The sequence below is a fragment of the Rheinheimera soli genome (assembly GCF_031457405.1).
GTDB classification, from domain to species: Bacteria; Pseudomonadota; Gammaproteobacteria; order Enterobacterales; family Alteromonadaceae; genus Pararheinheimera; species Pararheinheimera soli_A.
In genome coordinates, this window is the sequence record NZ_JAVDWR010000015.1 from 38,492 (window position 1) to 54,782 (window position 16,291).

General features: G+C 46.5%; 13 protein-coding genes and 4 tRNA genes. 5 read left to right on the forward strand and 12 right to left on the reverse strand.

What is annotated here, in order from left to right:
* Positions 1 to 68 precede the first annotated feature (68 nt).
* From J2W69_RS16405 to J2W69_RS16420, 4 genes are all read left to right on the forward strand, one after another.
* A complete protein-coding gene (locus J2W69_RS16405; RefSeq protein ID WP_310280557.1) occupies positions 69 to 1,394 on the forward strand; it encodes a M16 family metallopeptidase in 1,326 nt (441 codons plus the stop codon).
* Positions 1,391 to 2,809 carry a M16 family metallopeptidase gene (locus J2W69_RS16410; RefSeq protein ID WP_310280558.1) on the forward strand — a complete coding sequence of 473 codons (1,419 nt, stop codon included), beginning with the start codon at positions 1,391 to 1,393 and terminating at the stop codon, positions 2,807 to 2,809. The genes J2W69_RS16405 and J2W69_RS16410 overlap by 4 nt, the downstream gene beginning before the upstream one ends.
* Before the next feature lie 72 nt (positions 2,810 to 2,881).
* Entirely contained in the window at positions 2,882 to 4,087 is a 1,206-nt protein-coding gene (locus tag J2W69_RS16415; protein WP_310280559.1) for a DUF3142 domain-containing protein, read from the forward strand.
* 4 nt (positions 4,088 to 4,091) lie between these two features.
* Complete coding sequence (locus J2W69_RS16420) at positions 4,092 to 6,224, forward strand: hypothetical protein (protein WP_310280560.1); 2,133 nt, start codon at positions 4,092 to 4,094, stop codon at positions 6,222 to 6,224.
* A gap of 112 nt (positions 6,225 to 6,336) precedes the next feature.
* Here J2W69_RS16420 and J2W69_RS16425 read toward each other — a convergent pair.
* The 4 genes from J2W69_RS16425 to J2W69_RS16440 form a co-directional block, all read right to left on the reverse strand.
* Positions 6,337 to 6,411 (reverse strand) — tRNA-Gln (locus J2W69_RS16425).
* Between the two features lie 59 nt (positions 6,412 to 6,470).
* Positions 6,471 to 6,545: transfer RNA gene (locus tag J2W69_RS16430), tRNA-Gln, on the reverse strand.
* Positions 6,546 to 6,572: 27 nt separating this feature from the next.
* Positions 6,573 to 6,657, reverse strand: a tRNA-Leu gene (locus tag J2W69_RS16435).
* A 23-nt stretch (positions 6,658 to 6,680) separates the two neighbouring features.
* A tRNA-Met gene (locus J2W69_RS16440) sits at positions 6,681 to 6,757 on the reverse strand.
* Between the two features lie 254 nt (positions 6,758 to 7,011).
* Between J2W69_RS16440 and J2W69_RS16445 the strand changes: the two genes are divergently transcribed.
* Positions 7,012 to 8,559 (forward strand): POT-type proton-dependent oligopeptide transporter, encoded by a 1,548-nt coding sequence (locus J2W69_RS16445; protein WP_310280562.1) that lies wholly within the window; start codon positions 7,012 to 7,014, stop codon positions 8,557 to 8,559.
* A gap of 88 nt (positions 8,560 to 8,647) precedes the next feature.
* Here the strand turns inward: J2W69_RS16445 and J2W69_RS16450 are convergent, their stop codons facing one another.
* The 8 genes from J2W69_RS16450 to J2W69_RS16485 form a co-directional block, all read right to left on the reverse strand.
* Complete coding sequence (locus tag J2W69_RS16450) at positions 8,648 to 10,375, reverse strand: FAD-binding oxidoreductase (RefSeq protein WP_310280564.1); 1,728 nt, start codon at positions 10,373 to 10,375, stop codon at positions 8,648 to 8,650.
* Positions 10,376 to 10,756: 381 nt separating this feature from the next.
* Positions 10,757 to 11,446: an RES family NAD+ phosphorylase gene (locus J2W69_RS16455; protein WP_310280567.1), complete on the reverse strand. Its 690-nt coding sequence runs from the start codon at positions 11,444 to 11,446 to the stop codon at positions 10,757 to 10,759.
* Positions 11,430 to 11,822, reverse strand: a complete 393-nt coding sequence (locus tag J2W69_RS16460; protein ID WP_310280569.1) for an MbcA/ParS/Xre antitoxin family protein — start codon at positions 11,820 to 11,822, stop codon at positions 11,430 to 11,432. The genes J2W69_RS16455 and J2W69_RS16460 overlap by 17 nt, the downstream gene beginning before the upstream one ends.
* A 112-nt stretch (positions 11,823 to 11,934) precedes the next feature.
* Positions 11,935 to 12,405: a GNAT family N-acetyltransferase gene (locus tag J2W69_RS16465; RefSeq protein WP_310280571.1), complete on the reverse strand. Its 471-nt coding sequence runs from the start codon at positions 12,403 to 12,405 to the stop codon at positions 11,935 to 11,937.
* Between the two features lie 391 nt (positions 12,406 to 12,796).
* Positions 12,797 to 13,420, reverse strand: a complete 624-nt coding sequence (locus J2W69_RS16470) for a hypothetical protein (RefSeq protein ID WP_310280572.1) — start codon at positions 13,418 to 13,420, stop codon at positions 12,797 to 12,799.
* A gap of 217 nt (positions 13,421 to 13,637) precedes the next feature.
* Positions 13,638 to 14,729 (reverse strand): redox-regulated ATPase YchF, encoded by a 1,092-nt coding sequence (gene ychF / locus J2W69_RS16475; protein ID WP_300928394.1) that lies wholly within the window; start codon positions 14,727 to 14,729, stop codon positions 13,638 to 13,640.
* 68 nt (positions 14,730 to 14,797) lie between these two features.
* Positions 14,798 to 15,388, reverse strand: coding sequence for an aminoacyl-tRNA hydrolase (gene pth / locus J2W69_RS16480; protein WP_233081445.1), 591 nt, complete (start codon positions 15,386 to 15,388; stop codon positions 14,798 to 14,800).
* Positions 15,388 to 15,990 carry a 50S ribosomal protein L25/general stress protein Ctc gene (locus J2W69_RS16485; RefSeq protein ID WP_310280579.1) on the reverse strand — a complete coding sequence of 201 codons (603 nt, stop codon included), beginning with the start codon at positions 15,988 to 15,990 and terminating at the stop codon, positions 15,388 to 15,390. The genes pth and J2W69_RS16485 overlap by 1 nt, the downstream gene beginning before the upstream one ends.
* Positions 15,991 to 16,291: the final 301 nt, after the last annotated feature.

Below are 16,291 nucleotides of genomic sequence, written 5' to 3' on the forward strand. Positions count from 1 at the left end.
TTTCTCCTTCCCTTGTCTGGAAGAAAGAGCAAGGCAAAACTTTGGTTAAATATTGGCAGGGAGTGAGTATGAAGTTAAAACAGTCGGCTTTGGCGCTGATGCTTGGGCTGATGATCAGTTCAGCTCAGGCGACAGAAGCTAAAGATATTCAAAGCTTTACGCTTAAAAATGGCATGAAAATTCTGGTGCTGGAAGATACATCTATTCCTAATGCCAACAGCTATTTATTCTGGAAAGTAGGCTCGCGCAACGAATATCCGGGCATTACAGGGATTTCGCACTTTTTTGAACATATGATGTTTAACGGCGCTAAAAAGTATGGTCCAAAGATGTTTGACCAAACCATGGAAGCCGCAGGTGGCGCCAATAATGCGTACACCACTGAAGATTTAACAGTCTATACCAACTGGTTTCCGGCCAATGTACTGGAGACCATTTTTGATTTGGAAGCAGACCGCATAGCCCATCTGGATATCAACGCCAAAATGGTCGAAAGCGAAAGAGGTGTGGTGACGTCTGAGCGCTCAACCAGCCTTGAAAATTCTAACTTCCAAACTATGCATGAAGCACTGAAAGGTGTGGCATTTTTAGCCCATCCTTATAGCTGGTCTGTCATTGGTCATGAGTCTGATATCAAAGCCTGGACTTTGGATGATTTAAAACGTTTTCATAAAACCTACTACGCGCCGAATAATGCAGTGATGGTGGTTGCAGGAGATGTGAAGTTAGCTGAAGTGAAAAAGCTGGCGGAGCAGTATTTTGCGCCTATTCCCTCTCAGCCAGAGCCTGAAGCTGTGCGTACTGTAGAGCCAGAGCAAAAAGGCGAGCGTCGGGTTTATGTGCAAAAAGCTTCAGTTACCAGCCCGAATATACTCTTAGGTTTTCATATTCCTGCCAGCTCCAGCCCGGATTATTATGCGCTGGATTTACTGAATTCTATTCTGAGTCAGGGCAACAGCTCACGTTTGTATCAGGGCCTGGTGGACAAAGAACTGGCCGTGGATGTGTTTAGTTATTTGCCTATGTCCTTTGACCCTAACTTGTTTTATACGATGGCCATCGCCAGTCCTGGCGTAAAAGCGGCTGAACTTGAAGCTGCTTTGATTGCAGTGATCAATAAAGTCGCCAAAGAGGGGGTGAGTCAAAACGAGCTGGAAAAAGCCAAAAACCAGAAGCTGATGCAGTTTTACCGTGAAATGGAAACCATCAATGGTAAAGCCGATATTATTGGCACCTATGAGTTGTATTTTGGCAGCTATCAGAAGCTGTTTGATGCGCCAAAAGAGTATCAGAAAGTGACGGCTGCTGATATTCAGCGGGTTGCACAAAGTTACCTGAAAAAATCCAACCGCACTGTTGCTGTGCTGGACTCTGCTGAGGATAAAGATCTATGAAGCATCTAATGAAAGCCCCAAAAGTAGTAGCACTGGCGCTGCTGAGCTCTTTTGTATTTGCCTTGCCGGTGATGGCTGATCAGCAAAACAACCCAGGCAGTTTCCAGTTACCAGCTTATGAGCAATTGAAACTGGACAATGGCTTAACTGTATTTTTATTACCCCAGCATGAAGTCCCCTTAATCACAGTGCAGGCCACAGTGCGTGCTGGTGCCGTCAACGACAAAGTGGCAGGTTTAGCCCAACTGACCAGTCAGGCGTTATTGTTGGGCGCTGGTGGTCAAAGCAAAGCGCAAATTGAACAACTGGTCGACTTTTTAGGGGCCAGTTTACACAGTGATGGCTCTATGGAAGGTTCCAGTCTGCGTGCTGATTTTATGGCGAAAGACACAGAACAAATGCTTGCTGTATTTCATCAGGTACTGACTCAGCCTGCTTTTGACGCAACAGAGTTTGAGAAGTTAAAAGCACGTCAGGTTGCTGCCGTTGCTCAGGCCAAAGAAAGTCCACGTATGGTGATCGATCAGTACTTTAATAAACTGGTATTTGGCGCTCACCCATACGGTAATGCGGTTTCAGGCACGGCAGCTTCATTACAGAGCATCAGCCAGCAGCAGGTCAAAAGCTTCCATCAAAGTTATTATCAGCCGGGCAATACGGCGATTAGTATAGTGGGTGACTTCAAACCAGAGGTGATGAAAGCGCAGTTGCAAAAGTTGTTTGCCAGTTGGAAAAACGGTGCAGCAGCGCAACAGCCTGATTTAACTGCAGCTTTGCCAAAAGCAGCAAAAGCCAAAGTCTTGCTGGTCAATAAATCCGATGCGATAGAAACCACTTTTAGTCTTGGTGGCATCGCCATTAAACAGGACAACCCGGATTATGTGGGCATCAGTGTGGTGAATACTGTGTTAGGTGGCCGTTTTACCTCCTGGCTGAACGACGAGCTGAGGGTAAATTCTGGTTTAACTTATGGTGCCGGCTCTGGTTTTGATCGCTATTCAGCCAGCGGTACTTTTAGTATCGGCAGTTTTACCAAAACCGAAAGCACTCAGGCTGCTGTGGATTTGGCTTTGAAGACTTATCAGCGTCTATGGGACAAAGGCATAGACCAGGTCACACTGGATTCAGCCAAAGCTTATGTGAAAGGCCAGTTTCCACCTCGTTTTGAAACTAATACTGCTTTAGCTGGTTTGTTAGGTGATATGTATCTGTATGGTTTTAATCAGGACTTTATCAATAGTTTCCAAAGTAAAGTGGATCAACTGACAGTGGCTGAAAGCAAACGCCTGATCAACAGCTACTTCCCAAAAGATCAGCTGCAATTTGTGCTGGTCGGCAAGGCTGAAGCCATTAAAGACATCGCCAAAACTTATGGCGAAGTGACACAAGTAGAAATTACTGCAGATAGTTTCTGATCTAAAGCTATGGCCCTGCCACTGTGCAGGGCCTTATACTCCGGGTATTCCTTCGTTAACTAAGTACAGCGCTTGAAGTCTCAATTCAAACTACTCGGTCTGGTGCTCAGCCTTTGCATATTATGCTCCTGCAGCCCACAGGGCAGCTCTGCTTTTTCTCAGCATATTTATATCTGGCAGCGACTCTGGACTGCTGAACATGCCGGGGCTTTGGCACAAAGCAAAGCAGATTTCACTGTACTGAGGGTATTGGCTTTGCAGCTGCATCAGACCAAAGCTGGCCCCGTCTGGACAGAAGCGAAAGTTGATTTACCTCTGCTGGCTGCCGATGGACGGCCTGTGCATCTGGTGGTGCGGCTTGATGGTCAGTTAAAACTGTTACCAACAGCGTTGTTGCAGCAAAAACTCACAACGCTGCTGCAGTTATGGCAACAGCAAGGGGTGAAGGTGACTCAACTGGAGCTGGATTATGACTGTGCCAGCAGCCAGCTCGCATCTTATGCTGGTTGGATCAAAGAGTTACGTCAGCTATTGCCTCAGACTCTTGCTGTGGCTATTACCGCTTTACCGGACTGGTTAGGCAAGCCGGGTTGGTCTGAACTGCAACAGCAGGCGGATCAACTGACCTTACAGGTGCATTCTGTGTTATCACCAGAGCAGGGGCTGTTTCAGGCCGAACTTGCCAAAAACTGGGCACAACAATTAGCACAGCAGGCGCAAAAGCCTTTTTATATTGCTGTGCCTTCGTATCATTCAGCTTTATTGCAACAAGAACAAGGTTGGTTGGTTGAAAGTGAACAGCCACTACAAAGTCAGGCCAAACGGCAGGAATTATGGCTGGATGCTGCGGCAGTGCAGGACTTTAGTCTGTGGTTGCAGCAACAACACTGGCCGCTGCTGCAAGGGCTGGTCTGGTTTCGACTGCCTTTGCCATCCGACAAACGTAGTTGGTCTTATGCACAGTTACAGGCGGTTAGTTCGGGCAAACCTCTGGCCGCTGAGTTAAAGCTAAGAGTGCAGGGCATAGCTCCACAATTTGAACTGGTGGCGGAAAACCATGGTTTTGTGGCGGCTCAGTTGCCGGCCCAAATCCGCCTGTCGGGCAGCTCTTGCAGTGCTGCTGATGCGGTCTCAGGCTACAAGCCAGACTTTTCAAAAAACAAAAATCAGCTGCAGTTTGTTTTAACCAAAACTGAGGCTATGCTGCAACCCGGTCAAGCTTTAGTGCTAGGCTGGGCTTTATGTAAAAACTTAACCCTCTTTCATTCTCAAGGATGATTTTATGCTGAAATTTAACAGAAGCTTGCTGTTCAGCAGCCTTGCGTTATGCAGCAGTGCCTGGGCCTGTGGTCCGGATTTTCCGATGATGCTGAGTTCAGACAGAGCTCACACCTTTGCGGCACTGACAGAACCGGTGTTTTTAGTTGAAATTCAGGCTTTGGCTTCCACTGTGCCTGACTTTTCTGTTGTGTTAGCAAAGGCTGGCGCTACTGTTTTTGCAGACAGTTATGATTATCAGAACGAGCGTTGGCTTAGTGCCACAGAACAAGCTGAGCAGCAGTTGCTCAGTAAAGAACAGTCCTTAATAGTTCAGCAGATGCGGCAAAGCGCCACAGTGCAGCAAGCTTTAGCCGTAGGTGAAGCTTTACCTGCTGAACTACGTTTCTACACTGCAGCTGCTGTGGCTTTTGCACAAAAAGAGGATCAGCAGGCTATTGAATTATTTCGTCAGGTGCTGGCTTTGCCTTTGGAGCAACAGCAGCAAAGACGCAGCTGGGTTTTGTATTCACTGAGCCGGGTTTTGTTACGGCAATACGATGTGGATCACCGGGCTGAAGTCATGGCTTTGTATCAGCAGTTACAGCAGGAAGTGGCTTCTGGCCTTGCCGATCCTTTGCAGCTGGCTGTGGCCAGTTTAGGCGAGCAGGCCAAACTTGCGAAGCAACAAGGGGACTGGACTATAGCTATAGCTTTGTATGCAGCGCAAAGCCGCTGGAGTGAGAGTGGCCGCGCTTCTTTGTTGTGGTTAAGTAAAGAGCTGGCTTCTATGCCGGATCAGGAGTTAATGCCGCTGGTGCAAATTCCTGCTGTAGCGGCTTTATTAAGCCGCTACCTGATGACGCAGTTCAGTGCTTTAAGTTATATAGATCCAGATCAGTTACAGCGTTTGCTTGTTGTGTTGAACCAGGTGCCGGATATTCAGCTGCACAATGCAACACAGCTGGCCGTCGCCGCCTACCAGCAAGGTCAGTTTGCTTTGAGCGAGCAGTTATTACCTCATGTGGATCAAACGGCTTTGGCCTTTACGTTGCGGGCAAAAATGGCATTAAAAGCAGGGGACACAGCTAAGGCTGCAGAGTTTTATGCCAAAGCCAGTAAATCTTTTGCCCCAATGCTCACCCAAACCAAAGTGGTGCCGGTGCAGCAAGACTACTACAGCAAAGTCTCAATCGAAGACCTGCAAACCCAACACTATTGTCGTGTGCAGGCCGAACACGGCATTCTGGAATTAAGTCGGGGCGATTACCTGCAGGCGATTTCTCTGCTGACGGCTGCCGGTATGGAGTATTGGCAAGATACGGCTTATATAGCTGAACGGGTACTGACGCTGGATGAACTGAGAAGCTTTGTCGCTTTGCATCCTGTGACTGCAGTACCGGAGAAAAGCGAGTGGCATTATTTTGGTGATACGTCGGTAGAAGTGTTATTGCATCATTTAACAGCCAGACGCTTAATGAGGGCAGGTCACTACCAGCAAGCACAAGCCTATTTTGTTGACCCCGAATTAAAGCAACTGGCAAAGCAGTATCAGAGCTATGCCGAAGCTGCCCAAAGTAGCTGGACTGACAATGCCAAAGCTGAAGCTTTGTTTGAACAGGCAAAACTGGCCAGAGTGCATGGCCTGGAGTTATTAGGTTTTGAACTGGCACCAGATTATCAGGTGTTTTATGGCCAGCTTGAACCTTACGAAGACGAAAGCAGATCACAAACTCTGCCTGTTGCTGAGTTACAGCGTTTAGGCAGTTCAGCGCCAAAATACAACAGCAGGTTTCATTACCGGCACCTTGCTGCTGACTTGTCGGCACAATCTGCAGAGCTGGTGCCAAAAAACAGCCAGGCTTTTGCGGCAACTTTGTGTCATTCGACAAAATGGCTATTAATACGCCAGCCAGAACTGGCGCAAGGCTATTATCAGCACTATTTGCAACATGGGCCTTATGTCAGCTGGGGGGCTGAATTCGGTCAGAACTGCCCTGAGCCGGATTTTGTCGCAGCCAAACAACGGCAACACCACAACCTTGAACTCAAGCTCAGACAAATGCTAAGGCCTTTTAAATGGCTGCTGTTGACGTTGTTACTGGCTGGAGTTGGTGTTATAGGATGGTTTGGGATCAAAAGGCTTAAAAGGGCTTAGGTAATTCACAGAGCTTTTACAGCGAAAGCTCTGCTCTTTCTGCGCGCCTGAAATCAAAGGAAATGAAGATAACAGAAAAGAAAAAACCCAGCCGAGGCTGGGTTCCAATTTATGGCAGGGGTACAGGGATTCGAACCCCAGAATGGCGGGATCAAAACCCGCTGCCTTACCGCTTGGCTATACCCCTGCAGAACTGTTGTAGCTAAAATTGTGTAATTTGATGATTACACTGCCACTTCAATTAAATGGCAGGGGTACAGGGATTCGAACCCCAGAATGGCGGGATCAAAACCCGCTGCCTTACCGCTTGGCTATACCCCTGCAGAAACTGCAGAATTCTTACTTGCTTGGTGCGGAAAGAGAGACTCGAACTCTCACGCCTCGCGGCGCTGGAACCTAAATCCAGTGCGTCTACCAATTTCGCCATTTCCGCAAACACTGGACGAACAAATTAAGTGGTGGCTACAGCGGGAATCGAACCTGCGACCCCAGCATTATGAGTGCTGTGCTCTAACCAGCTGAGCTATGTAGCCACTATGTCTTAGTTGTCCTAAGCAAGTGGCGCGTATTATGCTCATCAGGCTTTTTTGCGTCAACCGTTTTTTTGCCACATCTTTATCTATTCGGTTTGTTTGCTGGTTTTCTATGCAAGTTGATGTCAACACAGCCAGTTTTTTCGGTTTTTCCGCTCTGTACTTGGGCTTATACGACTGATGGGGTAGTATCGGTTTGTTATTAAAACTAAAAAAGAAACTCCACAGCTATGGAGTCAGCAGAAGGAAAACCCATGTCCACAGATGTAAAACAGGCCCGTTGGCCACGACAAATCCCCTATATTATTGCCAGTGAAGCTTGTGAGCGTTTCAGCTTCTACGGTATGCGCAATATTTTAACGCCCTTTTTAATGACAGCTTTGCTGTTATCTATACCTGAAGAAATGCGCGCCTCTATGGCGAAAGAAGTATTTCACTCCTTTGTGATTGGTGTTTACTTTTTCCCTTTATTAGGTGGCTGGTTAGCAGACCGTTACCTTGGCAAATACAACACCATTTTATGGCTGAGTATTGTGTACTGTATTGGCCATTTGTTTTTGGCCTTGTTTGAAACCAGTAAGGAAGGCTTTTACACCGGCTTGTTTCTGATAGCGCTGGGGTCGGGCGGCATTAAACCCTTAGTTTCGGCCTTTATGGGTGACCAATTTGACCAGAGTAATAAAAAGCTGGCGCAAAAAGCCTTTGATATCTTCTATTTCACTATTAACTTCGGCTCCTTTTTTGCGTCCTTGCTGATGCCACTGACCTTAAAGCACTTTGGTGCTGCAGTGGCCTTCGGTATACCAGGCATTCTGATGGCTTTAGCCACCTTGTTTTTCTGGCTCGGTCGTAAACGTTATGTGCATATAGCACCAGAGCCTAAAAACCCACACAGCTTTTTAAAAGTAGTGAGAACCGCTTTATTCGCCAAAGAATCGGGCAAGGCCAATGGCGGCCTCTATCTGGCTTTAGTAGGTTTTGCTTTGGCGATTTTTAGTTTAAGCCAAACCCCAACTTTAGGTTTTGTCGCAGCTTTTTGTTTAGCTTTAGTGCTGGTGATGGGTTTTGGTGGTGCTGGTGCAGCTATTCAGCTGGATAGGGCTCGGGGTGTACACCCTGATATAGCCGTAGATGGTGTGCGTTCAGTGCTGCGTATTTTAATTTTGTTTGCTTTGGTGACGCCTTTCTGGTCTTTGTTTGATCAAAAAGCTTCGACCTGGATTTTACAAGCCAATGATATGAGCAAACCGGACTGGTTTGAACCCGCCATGATGCAGGCGCTAAACCCGCTGCTGGTGATGCTGCTGATCCCTTTTAATCATATGGTGCTGTACCCGTTGTTGGAGCGTTGTGGTGTGCGTATTACAGCATTACGCCGTATGGGTGCTGGTATCGCTTTTGCGGGCTTAAGCTGGATTGTGATTGGCTCAGTACAACTGGCGATGGACGGTGGCACTGTGATGTCTATTGTCTGGCAGGTATTGCCTTATGCACTGTTAACCTTTGGCGAAGTATTGGTATCGGCCACAGGCTTAGAGTTTGCCTACAGCCAGGCGCCTGCAGCCATGAAAGGCACTATTACCAGCTTCTGGCAGTTATCGGTCACAGTGGGTAACTTATGGGTGCTGCTGGCGAATAACAGTATTCGCAGTGAAACCGTATTGTCGCAAGTCGAAGCGACAGGCTTATCGGAAACCGCCTTTTTAATGTTTTTCTTCGCAGGTTTTGCCTTAGTGGCAGCTGCTGTTTTTGCGCTTTATGCCCGAAGTTATACCATGTTGGATAACTACAGGGCCGCTTAATAGGCTTGCCTCTCCGCAGAATAGAACTGCGGCTTAGGTTTATGCTGTTTTAAATGGAAGCCACTTGTGTGGCTTCCATGCTTTTTGGCTAAATAATGGTCTTGCGTGTGCGAAGGTGATTAAAATGGTCCTGCACATAAGTTGCTTTTATTTTCACCAACTGCTCATAGCTGTCGCCAAAATAGATTTCAGTGGGGATCGCCGGATCTTTAAAACTAATAAAAGCGCCATGTGTTCCTTCAATACTGGCTGAGCGACCTGTGTCTATCCAGTCCATGGCACGATTGACGTCCACATACACCAGATTATCTTGCTGTTCGATTTTTTTCTTGATGTCTTCATTCCACCAGGTTTGATATTGAATAGTGTATTGACATTGGCGATAAGGGAATGCGATCTGCGGCAGCTTTTGCTTTGTCTGGTAAAACTCGCCTTGAATAGCCCCTAAGGTCACATAGCTAAATAACCCTTGCTGCTCGTTTTCAAGCTGCAACAAGGTTGAGGTCAGGGAATGCAGCAGTTGCTGATAACCCTGTTCAGACAGCCCGGTTTGATCGACAAAACGCGAGGTAATTTTATGTGGCGCCGGAGCGTCGTAGTCAGGTGTAAAAGGAGTTCCACCCAAGGCTAAGGTGCCAGTCTGACCAAGCCTGCGGCTGACATCGTAGAGTGAGTTTCTGCCCCAGTTACCCATCAGTTGATGATTGTATTTATCGTCATATCCGGCGCCACTGGCTGGGTGTATGGTGATTTGTGGTGCTGAGACTTGTGGGAAATAACGATGAATGAAACCCAGTAGTTCAGTCTCGTTTCCTTCCCAGTAGCCATACATTAAGCAGTGGTGGTACAGCTGAGTGACATCATAATCACCCTCTGGAACTGGGATGGCGTTGATTTTAAGGTTAGTACCAAGCAGTTGCACTGTATCCTTTGACGAAATGGCATTCTCCCAGCTTTTTAATACGGCCAAAGTGGTTTCATTGGATTGAGGTGTGCAGTAGTTATGCTGGGCCTGTGCTTGTACAGGTCTATTCCATTCGATTTCAAAACGATGGATTTCTTTTGGCAGTTCAAAGGTTTGTAATTTGAACTCAGTGACAATACCGTAACTCATGCCACCACCCCCTCGCAGTGCCCATAGCAGTTGTGGGTGCTCAGTTTCACTTACATTCACTTTAGATCCATCACCAAGGATCACTGTAGCACCTGTTAAATACTCACAGCACATGCCATATTTTCGCGTCCATGGTCCCCAGCCTCCGCCCTGAATAAAACCTGCAAGGCCAACAGTGGCGCAGGTGCCGTGCGCGATCATACGGTCTTTTTCAGCCAGTTTTGGTGTTAGCTGATAGAAGCGATAACCAGCACCAATGCTGGCTACACCTTTGTCATCTAATGAGAAAGTTTTAATGCCTGTCACATCAATGAGTACCACATTATCGCCGCTGCATTCGCCCGCATGATCATGGCCACCAGCCCTGACCCGGACTGGCAGGTTATAGTGTATTGCTGTTTTGTAGGCCTGTTGCACCTCTTCAGTGGATTCGCACATCACAATAGCAAAGGGGTGATACTGGTAACGGGTATTAAAAATCAGGCCTTCGGCCTGATAGGTATTTAGTCCTGGTATGACTGTAGGAGAGTTGTTTTCAGCTGTCAGCAAACGCTCTGCCGGGAAGCCTTTTTCAAGCATATCCTGACGAAATAACGCCGCGTTATGCAGGGCTACAGCGTAAACAGCCAGCACTCCCCATCGTTGTGTTTCCGGATTTGGCTGTATTGTCTTAGTTTCTGTTGTTTCATTTAGCTGACTCATTAAACACTCCTTTTTCCGTTTTAGATAAAGCAGAGCCCTAAGCCACTTGAAGAAGCAGGGGCAATAAGCTGATAAGCCCAGTGGATGTAACCCGCTCTGTCAGCCAATAAATTGATGGTGTTGGTCGTTCTTCATTTTCAGGTGCCAAAAAACAAGCCACTTAGTTCCCGAAAACAGAGGTATTTGATGTAAAACAGACTTACCTGAAAGAGAAACTTTTTCAACTATTTTTAAAGGCAAAGCACAAATAAAGTGCAGTTTTTATCAGAACGTAAAAGGTGAAGGGGGGCCATTGAATTAAAAGATTGGCAGGAGTTGCGGCTTAGTCTTTGTTCTTGCTATATCAAATGACCAGCAAGATTCTGGGCTGAGCCTCAACACTTAAGACAGCTTCACCAGACTGACTTCCAATATATGTTCAATTTTTTGTTTTTTTCCGCTCCAGACGTATTTGTAGTGTCCAGCTTGAACAGGGATGCTGACGGCTTTAGGTTTAAAGGCAGCGATACATTGCCCGCCTTGATGCCGAACACTGTTGTATACCAAGCCATTACTGCCTGAAGCTCGCAGTGTTTTTGCAAACTGTTGTGGAGCTGCATAATCATTACTGTGTAGATGGCTGAATTCAGTACTTCGGATATCGTGCAGAGGCAAAACTACTTTATTGATATAGCAGCGCATCGTCAGTTCTGTGTCTGGCTCATGAGTCGCGGCTAAAAATTGCTCACGATGATAAATAGTTTCTGCAAAGGCTGTGGCTAAGCTGTTTGCAGCGTAATACACCCCATAAGCTGTGCCATCGCTGAATCGGGTTGCGGCCCTGATATGAGTAAAAGCGGCCATCACAGGAGAGCTGCCAGGGCCGGAAATGCGTTCTTCTAAAGGCACCAAAGCTAAATCACCGGCTTCTTGCCGCAGCCTGTCATTAGTGAGCGACTCCAGCGCAAAGACTATGTCCAGATCTGCAGGGTTGGCGACTTCTTCAAACAAGTTGATGGGTGGGAAATGACTGGGAACCAGCCGATATAGTTTGTCCCAGTCAGGCAGGCAGGTTTTAACCTCGTTGTGCATCAAGATACCTGCGCATATCACTTAAATGCATCACGCTGCCTTTGAGCATAAAATCCAAAGCGGTTTCATTGTTAAAGGCTGCATTGGGTTTCTGCGGCCAGGCGTCAGCTTGCTCGCGGCTGGCAAATAAAATACCTAAAGCTTTGTAAATCCCCATGATGTAGGAGATCCGCTCTAATGTGTCGGGTGACAAACTGGCTATTTTGCCTTTTTTCCAGTTGTAAAAGGTGGATTCAGCAGGTTTGCCCAGTAAAACCATTTGGTCTTTGGCTTTCACCTGCCAGGCGTTCATGATGTTAAAAAACACGCTAAGCGCAACCTGAGCCGTTTTCTCCGGATCCTGCTGTAATACCGCCTCTGTATTTGCCGACATCATGACTCTCCGCTATTTCTTTAGTAAAAGGATACTTCATAATTGGAGTTAATTCAATTTATGCTGTTATTTTGCAGTGGCTGGGGTGGGGCGAACGGCCTGAGGGGGCTAAGAATTAATCCAGTCGATAAATAAACTCTTCAATCTCTGCTTGTCGGGCTTTGGCAAAGCCTCTGTCCGTGGCTACTTTACGAAACCCACATTTTTCCAGCACCCGCTGCGAGCCCGAATTATCAAAGGCGACATAAGCATAAATGGGGCGGACTGTCTCGTGTTGAAGCAGTTGCATCAGCGCTTCAGTGGCTATGCCTTGCCCCCAGAACTCTTTATCAATCCAATAAGTGATGCCTGCATCTCCTGCAATGAGAAACTTCGCCACGCTACCAACAATTCGTTGCTCAAGTCTGATGGTCCACATGCTGATGTTGGGATCGTCCAGGTGTTTGGAATACTTCTCAAAATAAAGATTGAAGTCAGTGCCACTCTCAGAAGTAAAAGCCGCCATCTGGTTTGCATCGTCATCGAGCTGAATTTGATAGAGGTAGTGCAGATCATCAGGTGTTGTTTTGGTCAGGGTGATCGGCATTTTGGGGGGCTCTGGATTGAAGTTTTGTTTTGCTGAGTAATTATAGATCTATTGGATTAAGTTTATGTGGTGCCTTTGCTTGCCCCAAAGCGTTTCGCCTTTGGCGAGATACTTTCTTTTGCTTCGCCAAAAGACAAGTATCCAAAGAAAAGGCGACCCCAGGTCGCAGCGAAAGCCCGGCCCAAAATCGTGCGTCCAAGGCGGCTGGGCAACTCGCTCGTCGCTACCGCTCCTCACTCAGACACTCCCAGCCTTAAAACCTTGGCCACCCAATTTTGTCCGGCTCGCGCCCCAATGGGGATTTGGTGCCAGTAGTTGGTTTAGCCTTTGCTGATGACTGTAAAAAGTGAATTGCAGCAATAACGCACACCGCAAGACTTGAGCCTACAAGTTAAGAGCCAGTGTCAAAATATAGAGATGTCCCTGCCATGATTGAGTCACATTCCTTGCCTGATTGATTTTTTAATATTGCAGCTGATTCGACAGAAAGATTCCCCTTTACTTCAATTACGTAAATGCCATGCTCGTTGATAGGAATTATTGCTTCGTCTGTAGCTATTTCTCCTGGCCATAACTGTTCGCCTACCGCAAATGCATTAATTCGACCTAAAATTCCAACGATAGGGTCTGTATGCAGTAATTTACCGTCAGTAATACCTAGAACTAACGCAGCAGTAATAGATGATTTCTCCCAGTCAATGAATTCCTGTGTGTTACCTGTATTCTCAAACGTTATTTTAACCCTTATGAACAGGTTGTTGTTTCCTTTAAGTAAAGAAGGTTCGACAGAAATTTGTACCATCGGTTTAGATTCTAACTCTTTCTGAATTCTGCTGAGTTCTGCTTTATGTTTGATTAATTCCGTCTGGATTTTTTCAAGTTCAATTGTCGCTTTTTGTACTGATAATAAAGAGCGAAAGGTATATACAGCCCAACCACTAGCGATAATGGCAGCGATAGCGATCAATATTGCTTGGATTCCCTGTGCTAAATTTTTGAATTCTTCAATAGTCATTTAAGATCTCCATTCTTTGGGTGGCAACTGCAATATTATTCATTTTTACATTCGAGCTATCTTTCAAAGACTCTTATCGAAGTGAGCAAAACCGTATCTATATCATGTACAACTATAAAACCATCACAACTTCATACTTTCAAGTGAATGATCTTATGAAACAAAAAAAACCGGACTAAAAAGTCCGGTTTTGGCTGGTAAGGCAGAGCAGTCTAACTTAAACGTTAAACAAGAAATGCATTACGTCGCCGTCTTTACAGACGTAGGTTTTACCTTCAACGCGCAGTTTGCCTGCTTCTTTGGCTCCGGCTTCACCTTTGCAGGCGATAAAGTCGTCGTATGACACCACTTGAGCACGGATAAAACCACGTTCGAAGTCGGTGTGGATCACGCCAGCTGCTTGTGGTGCTGTGGCGCCAACCGGAATAGTCCAGGCGCGAACTTCTTTTACACCAGCAGTGAAGTAAGTGTGCAGGTTTAACAGCGAATAACCACCACGGATCACGCGGTTTAAGCCTGGTTCTTCTAAGCCCATAGACTCTAAGAATTCAGCTTTTTCGCTGTCTTCCAGCTCGGCAATTTCAGATTCAATAGCAGCACAAATAGACACCACAATAGCGCCTTCTTTGGCGGCTATGGCTTTTACTACGTCTAAGTGTGGGTTATTTTCAAAACCATCTTCCAGTACGTTAGCTATGTACATCGTAGGTTTGATGGTCAGGAAGTTCATGTACGACACCAGCGCTTTTTCGTCGTCGCTTAAATCCAGCTGACGTAAAGTTAAGCCTGATTCCAAATGCTTTTTAACTTTTTCCAGCACTTCCATTTCAGCTTTAGCGTCTTTATCACCAGCTTTGGCTTTTTTGCTAACGCGGAAAATAGCTTTGTCGGCGCTGTCCATATCGGACAATACCAATTCCATATTGATGGTATCGATGTCGTCAGCCGGATCAATTTTGCCTGCAACGTGGATGATGTTTTCATCGTCAAAACAACGTACTACGTGGCCAATGGCGTCGGTTTCACGGATGTTGGCCAGGAACTTATTACCTAAACCTTCACCTTTAGACGCGCCTTTTACCAAACCTGCGATATCGACGAATTCCATGGTCGTTGGCAGTATACGTTGTGGTTTTACAATGTCGGCCAGTTGCTGTAAACGCAAATCAGGCACAGGCACCACACCGGTGTTTGGTTCGATAGTACAAAACGGGAAGTTAGCCGCTTCAATACCAGCTTTTGTCAGTGCGTTGAACAGAGTAGATTTACCTACGTTTGGTAAACCAACGATGCCACATTTAAAACCCATGGGTGTATCCTTTGTGCTTAGACGGCAAAGCCGTGCTGTTTGCGAACCGGACGCGCTTAAACTTTTGCTTAAGCCGCGCTAAAACTATGTAACCTGTGCTGCGCTTTAATTAAACCATCGCTTAACCAAAGTTCAAAACAACGCATCGATTCATCCAGAGCTTCGTCGATCAGCTTCTGTTCCGATTGCGGTGCTTTGCCCAGCACATAACCTGTGACTAAATCTTTGTGGCCAGGATGGCCAATACCCAGTCGCAGGCGATAAAAATTGGCATTATTGCCGAGTTTACTGGTGATGTCTTTTAAACCATTGTGACCAGCATGGCCGCCACCCAGTTTAAATTTAGCTACGCCGGGCGCTATCGCCATTTCGTCGTGAGCCACCAGAATGTTTTCGGGTAAAAGTTTATAGAACTGCGCCATAGCTGCAACGGATTTGCCACTTAAATTCATATAAGTAGTGGGGATCAGCAGTTTATATTCCTGACCCTGGGTGACAAATTTACCAGTCAGGCCAAAAAATTTACTATCAGGACGAAGAGAAACGTTATAGCGGCGGGCAAGTTGTTCTACAAACCATTGACCTGCGTTGTGGCGGGTCTGGCTGTATTCTGGGCCTGGATTACCCAGGCCCACAATTAACTGAATTGCTTCAGTCATTACTCAGCTGTGTCTTCGTCTGCTTTACCAGCAGGCTTGTTCACAGATACAACGGCTTGGTCATGACCAGCGCCTTTGGCTAACTCAGTGATAGTTACGCCAGCAGGAACTTTGATGTCTGACAAGTGCAGAGTTACGCCAACAGCAACATCAGCTAAATCCACTTCAATGAATTCTGGCAGGTTCTGTGGTAACACAGTGATAGCCAGTTCGTTGATGTGGTGAGCAACGATGCCACCTTTCTTAGTTGCAGCAGCTTCGTTGATGAAGTGTACTGGAACTACAGTGTGTAACTCGTGGCCAGCTTCTACGCGTTGGAAGTCAACGTGCATAACTTTTGGCTTGAACGGGTGACGTTGCATAGCTTTAACTATAGTTTTCACTTCTTCACCGCCAACAACGATAGTCAGGATGTGAGTGTAGAAACCTTCGTTAGCCTGAGCTTGTAACAATTTAGAGTGATCTAAAGTGATAGACAGAGCTTCCTGGTGACCACCGTAAATGATAGCTGGTACTTTGTCTGCATGACGTAGGCGGCGGCTCGCACCTTTCCCTAAATCAGTACGGACTTCTGCATTTAACGTGTAAATGGCGTTTGACATGGTATTCTCCAATAATTAATAGACCCTGAGTTCCGCGACCTGACCCCAGGAAGAAGCTTTTTCGGTGGGCCAAAAAGTTGAATTTTAAAATTCAGCCGACGCAAAAAAGCGCGCTATGGTATCACTGGAGCTTTAAGGCTGCAAATGATAAAGCAGCTATCGTCGCAACAACGTTCCCGACAGTTGCGACGTACCGTCCTTCCATGGACATCGTCGAAAATATGCTCCTGCATTTTCGACATACCGTCCCTCCATGGACATAAAAAAAGGCACCAAACGGTGCCTTCTTCACATCTTCAGT

What these genes read in the sequence shown, in the direction of transcription:
- J2W69_RS16405 (WP_310280557.1), top strand. Translation starts at nt 69, where the DNA reads ATGAAGTTAAAACAGTCGGCTTTGGCGCTGATGCTTGGGCTGATGATC.
- J2W69_RS16410 (WP_310280558.1), top strand. Translation starts at nt 1,391, where the DNA reads ATGAAGCATCTAATGAAAGCCCCAAAAGTAGTAGCACTGGCGCTGCTG.
- J2W69_RS16420 (WP_310280560.1), top strand. Translation starts at nt 4,092, where the DNA reads ATGCTGAAATTTAACAGAAGCTTGCTGTTCAGCAGCCTTGCGTTATGC.
- J2W69_RS16445 (WP_310280562.1), top strand. Translation starts at nt 7,012, where the DNA reads ATGTCCACAGATGTAAAACAGGCCCGTTGGCCACGACAAATCCCCTAT.
- J2W69_RS16450 (WP_310280564.1), bottom strand. Translation starts at nt 10,375, where the DNA reads ATGAGTCAGCTAAATGAAACAACAGAAACTAAGACAATACAGCCAAAT.
- J2W69_RS16455 (WP_310280567.1), bottom strand. Translation starts at nt 11,446, where the DNA reads ATGCACAACGAGGTTAAAACCTGCCTGCCTGACTGGGACAAACTATAT.
- J2W69_RS16460 (WP_310280569.1), bottom strand. Translation starts at nt 11,822, where the DNA reads ATGATGTCGGCAAATACAGAGGCGGTATTACAGCAGGATCCGGAGAAA.
- J2W69_RS16465 (WP_310280571.1), bottom strand. Translation starts at nt 12,405, where the DNA reads ATGCCGATCACCCTGACCAAAACAACACCTGATGATCTGCACTACCTC.
- J2W69_RS16470 (WP_310280572.1), bottom strand. Translation starts at nt 13,420, where the DNA reads ATGACTATTGAAGAATTCAAAAATTTAGCACAGGGAATCCAAGCAATA.
- ychF (WP_300928394.1), bottom strand. Translation starts at nt 14,729, where the DNA reads ATGGGTTTTAAATGTGGCATCGTTGGTTTACCAAACGTAGGTAAATCT.
- pth (WP_233081445.1), bottom strand. Translation starts at nt 15,388, where the DNA reads ATGACTGAAGCAATTCAGTTAATTGTGGGCCTGGGTAATCCAGGCCCA.
- J2W69_RS16485 (WP_310280579.1), bottom strand. Translation starts at nt 15,990, where the DNA reads ATGTCAAACGCCATTTACACGTTAAATGCAGAAGTCCGTACTGATTTA.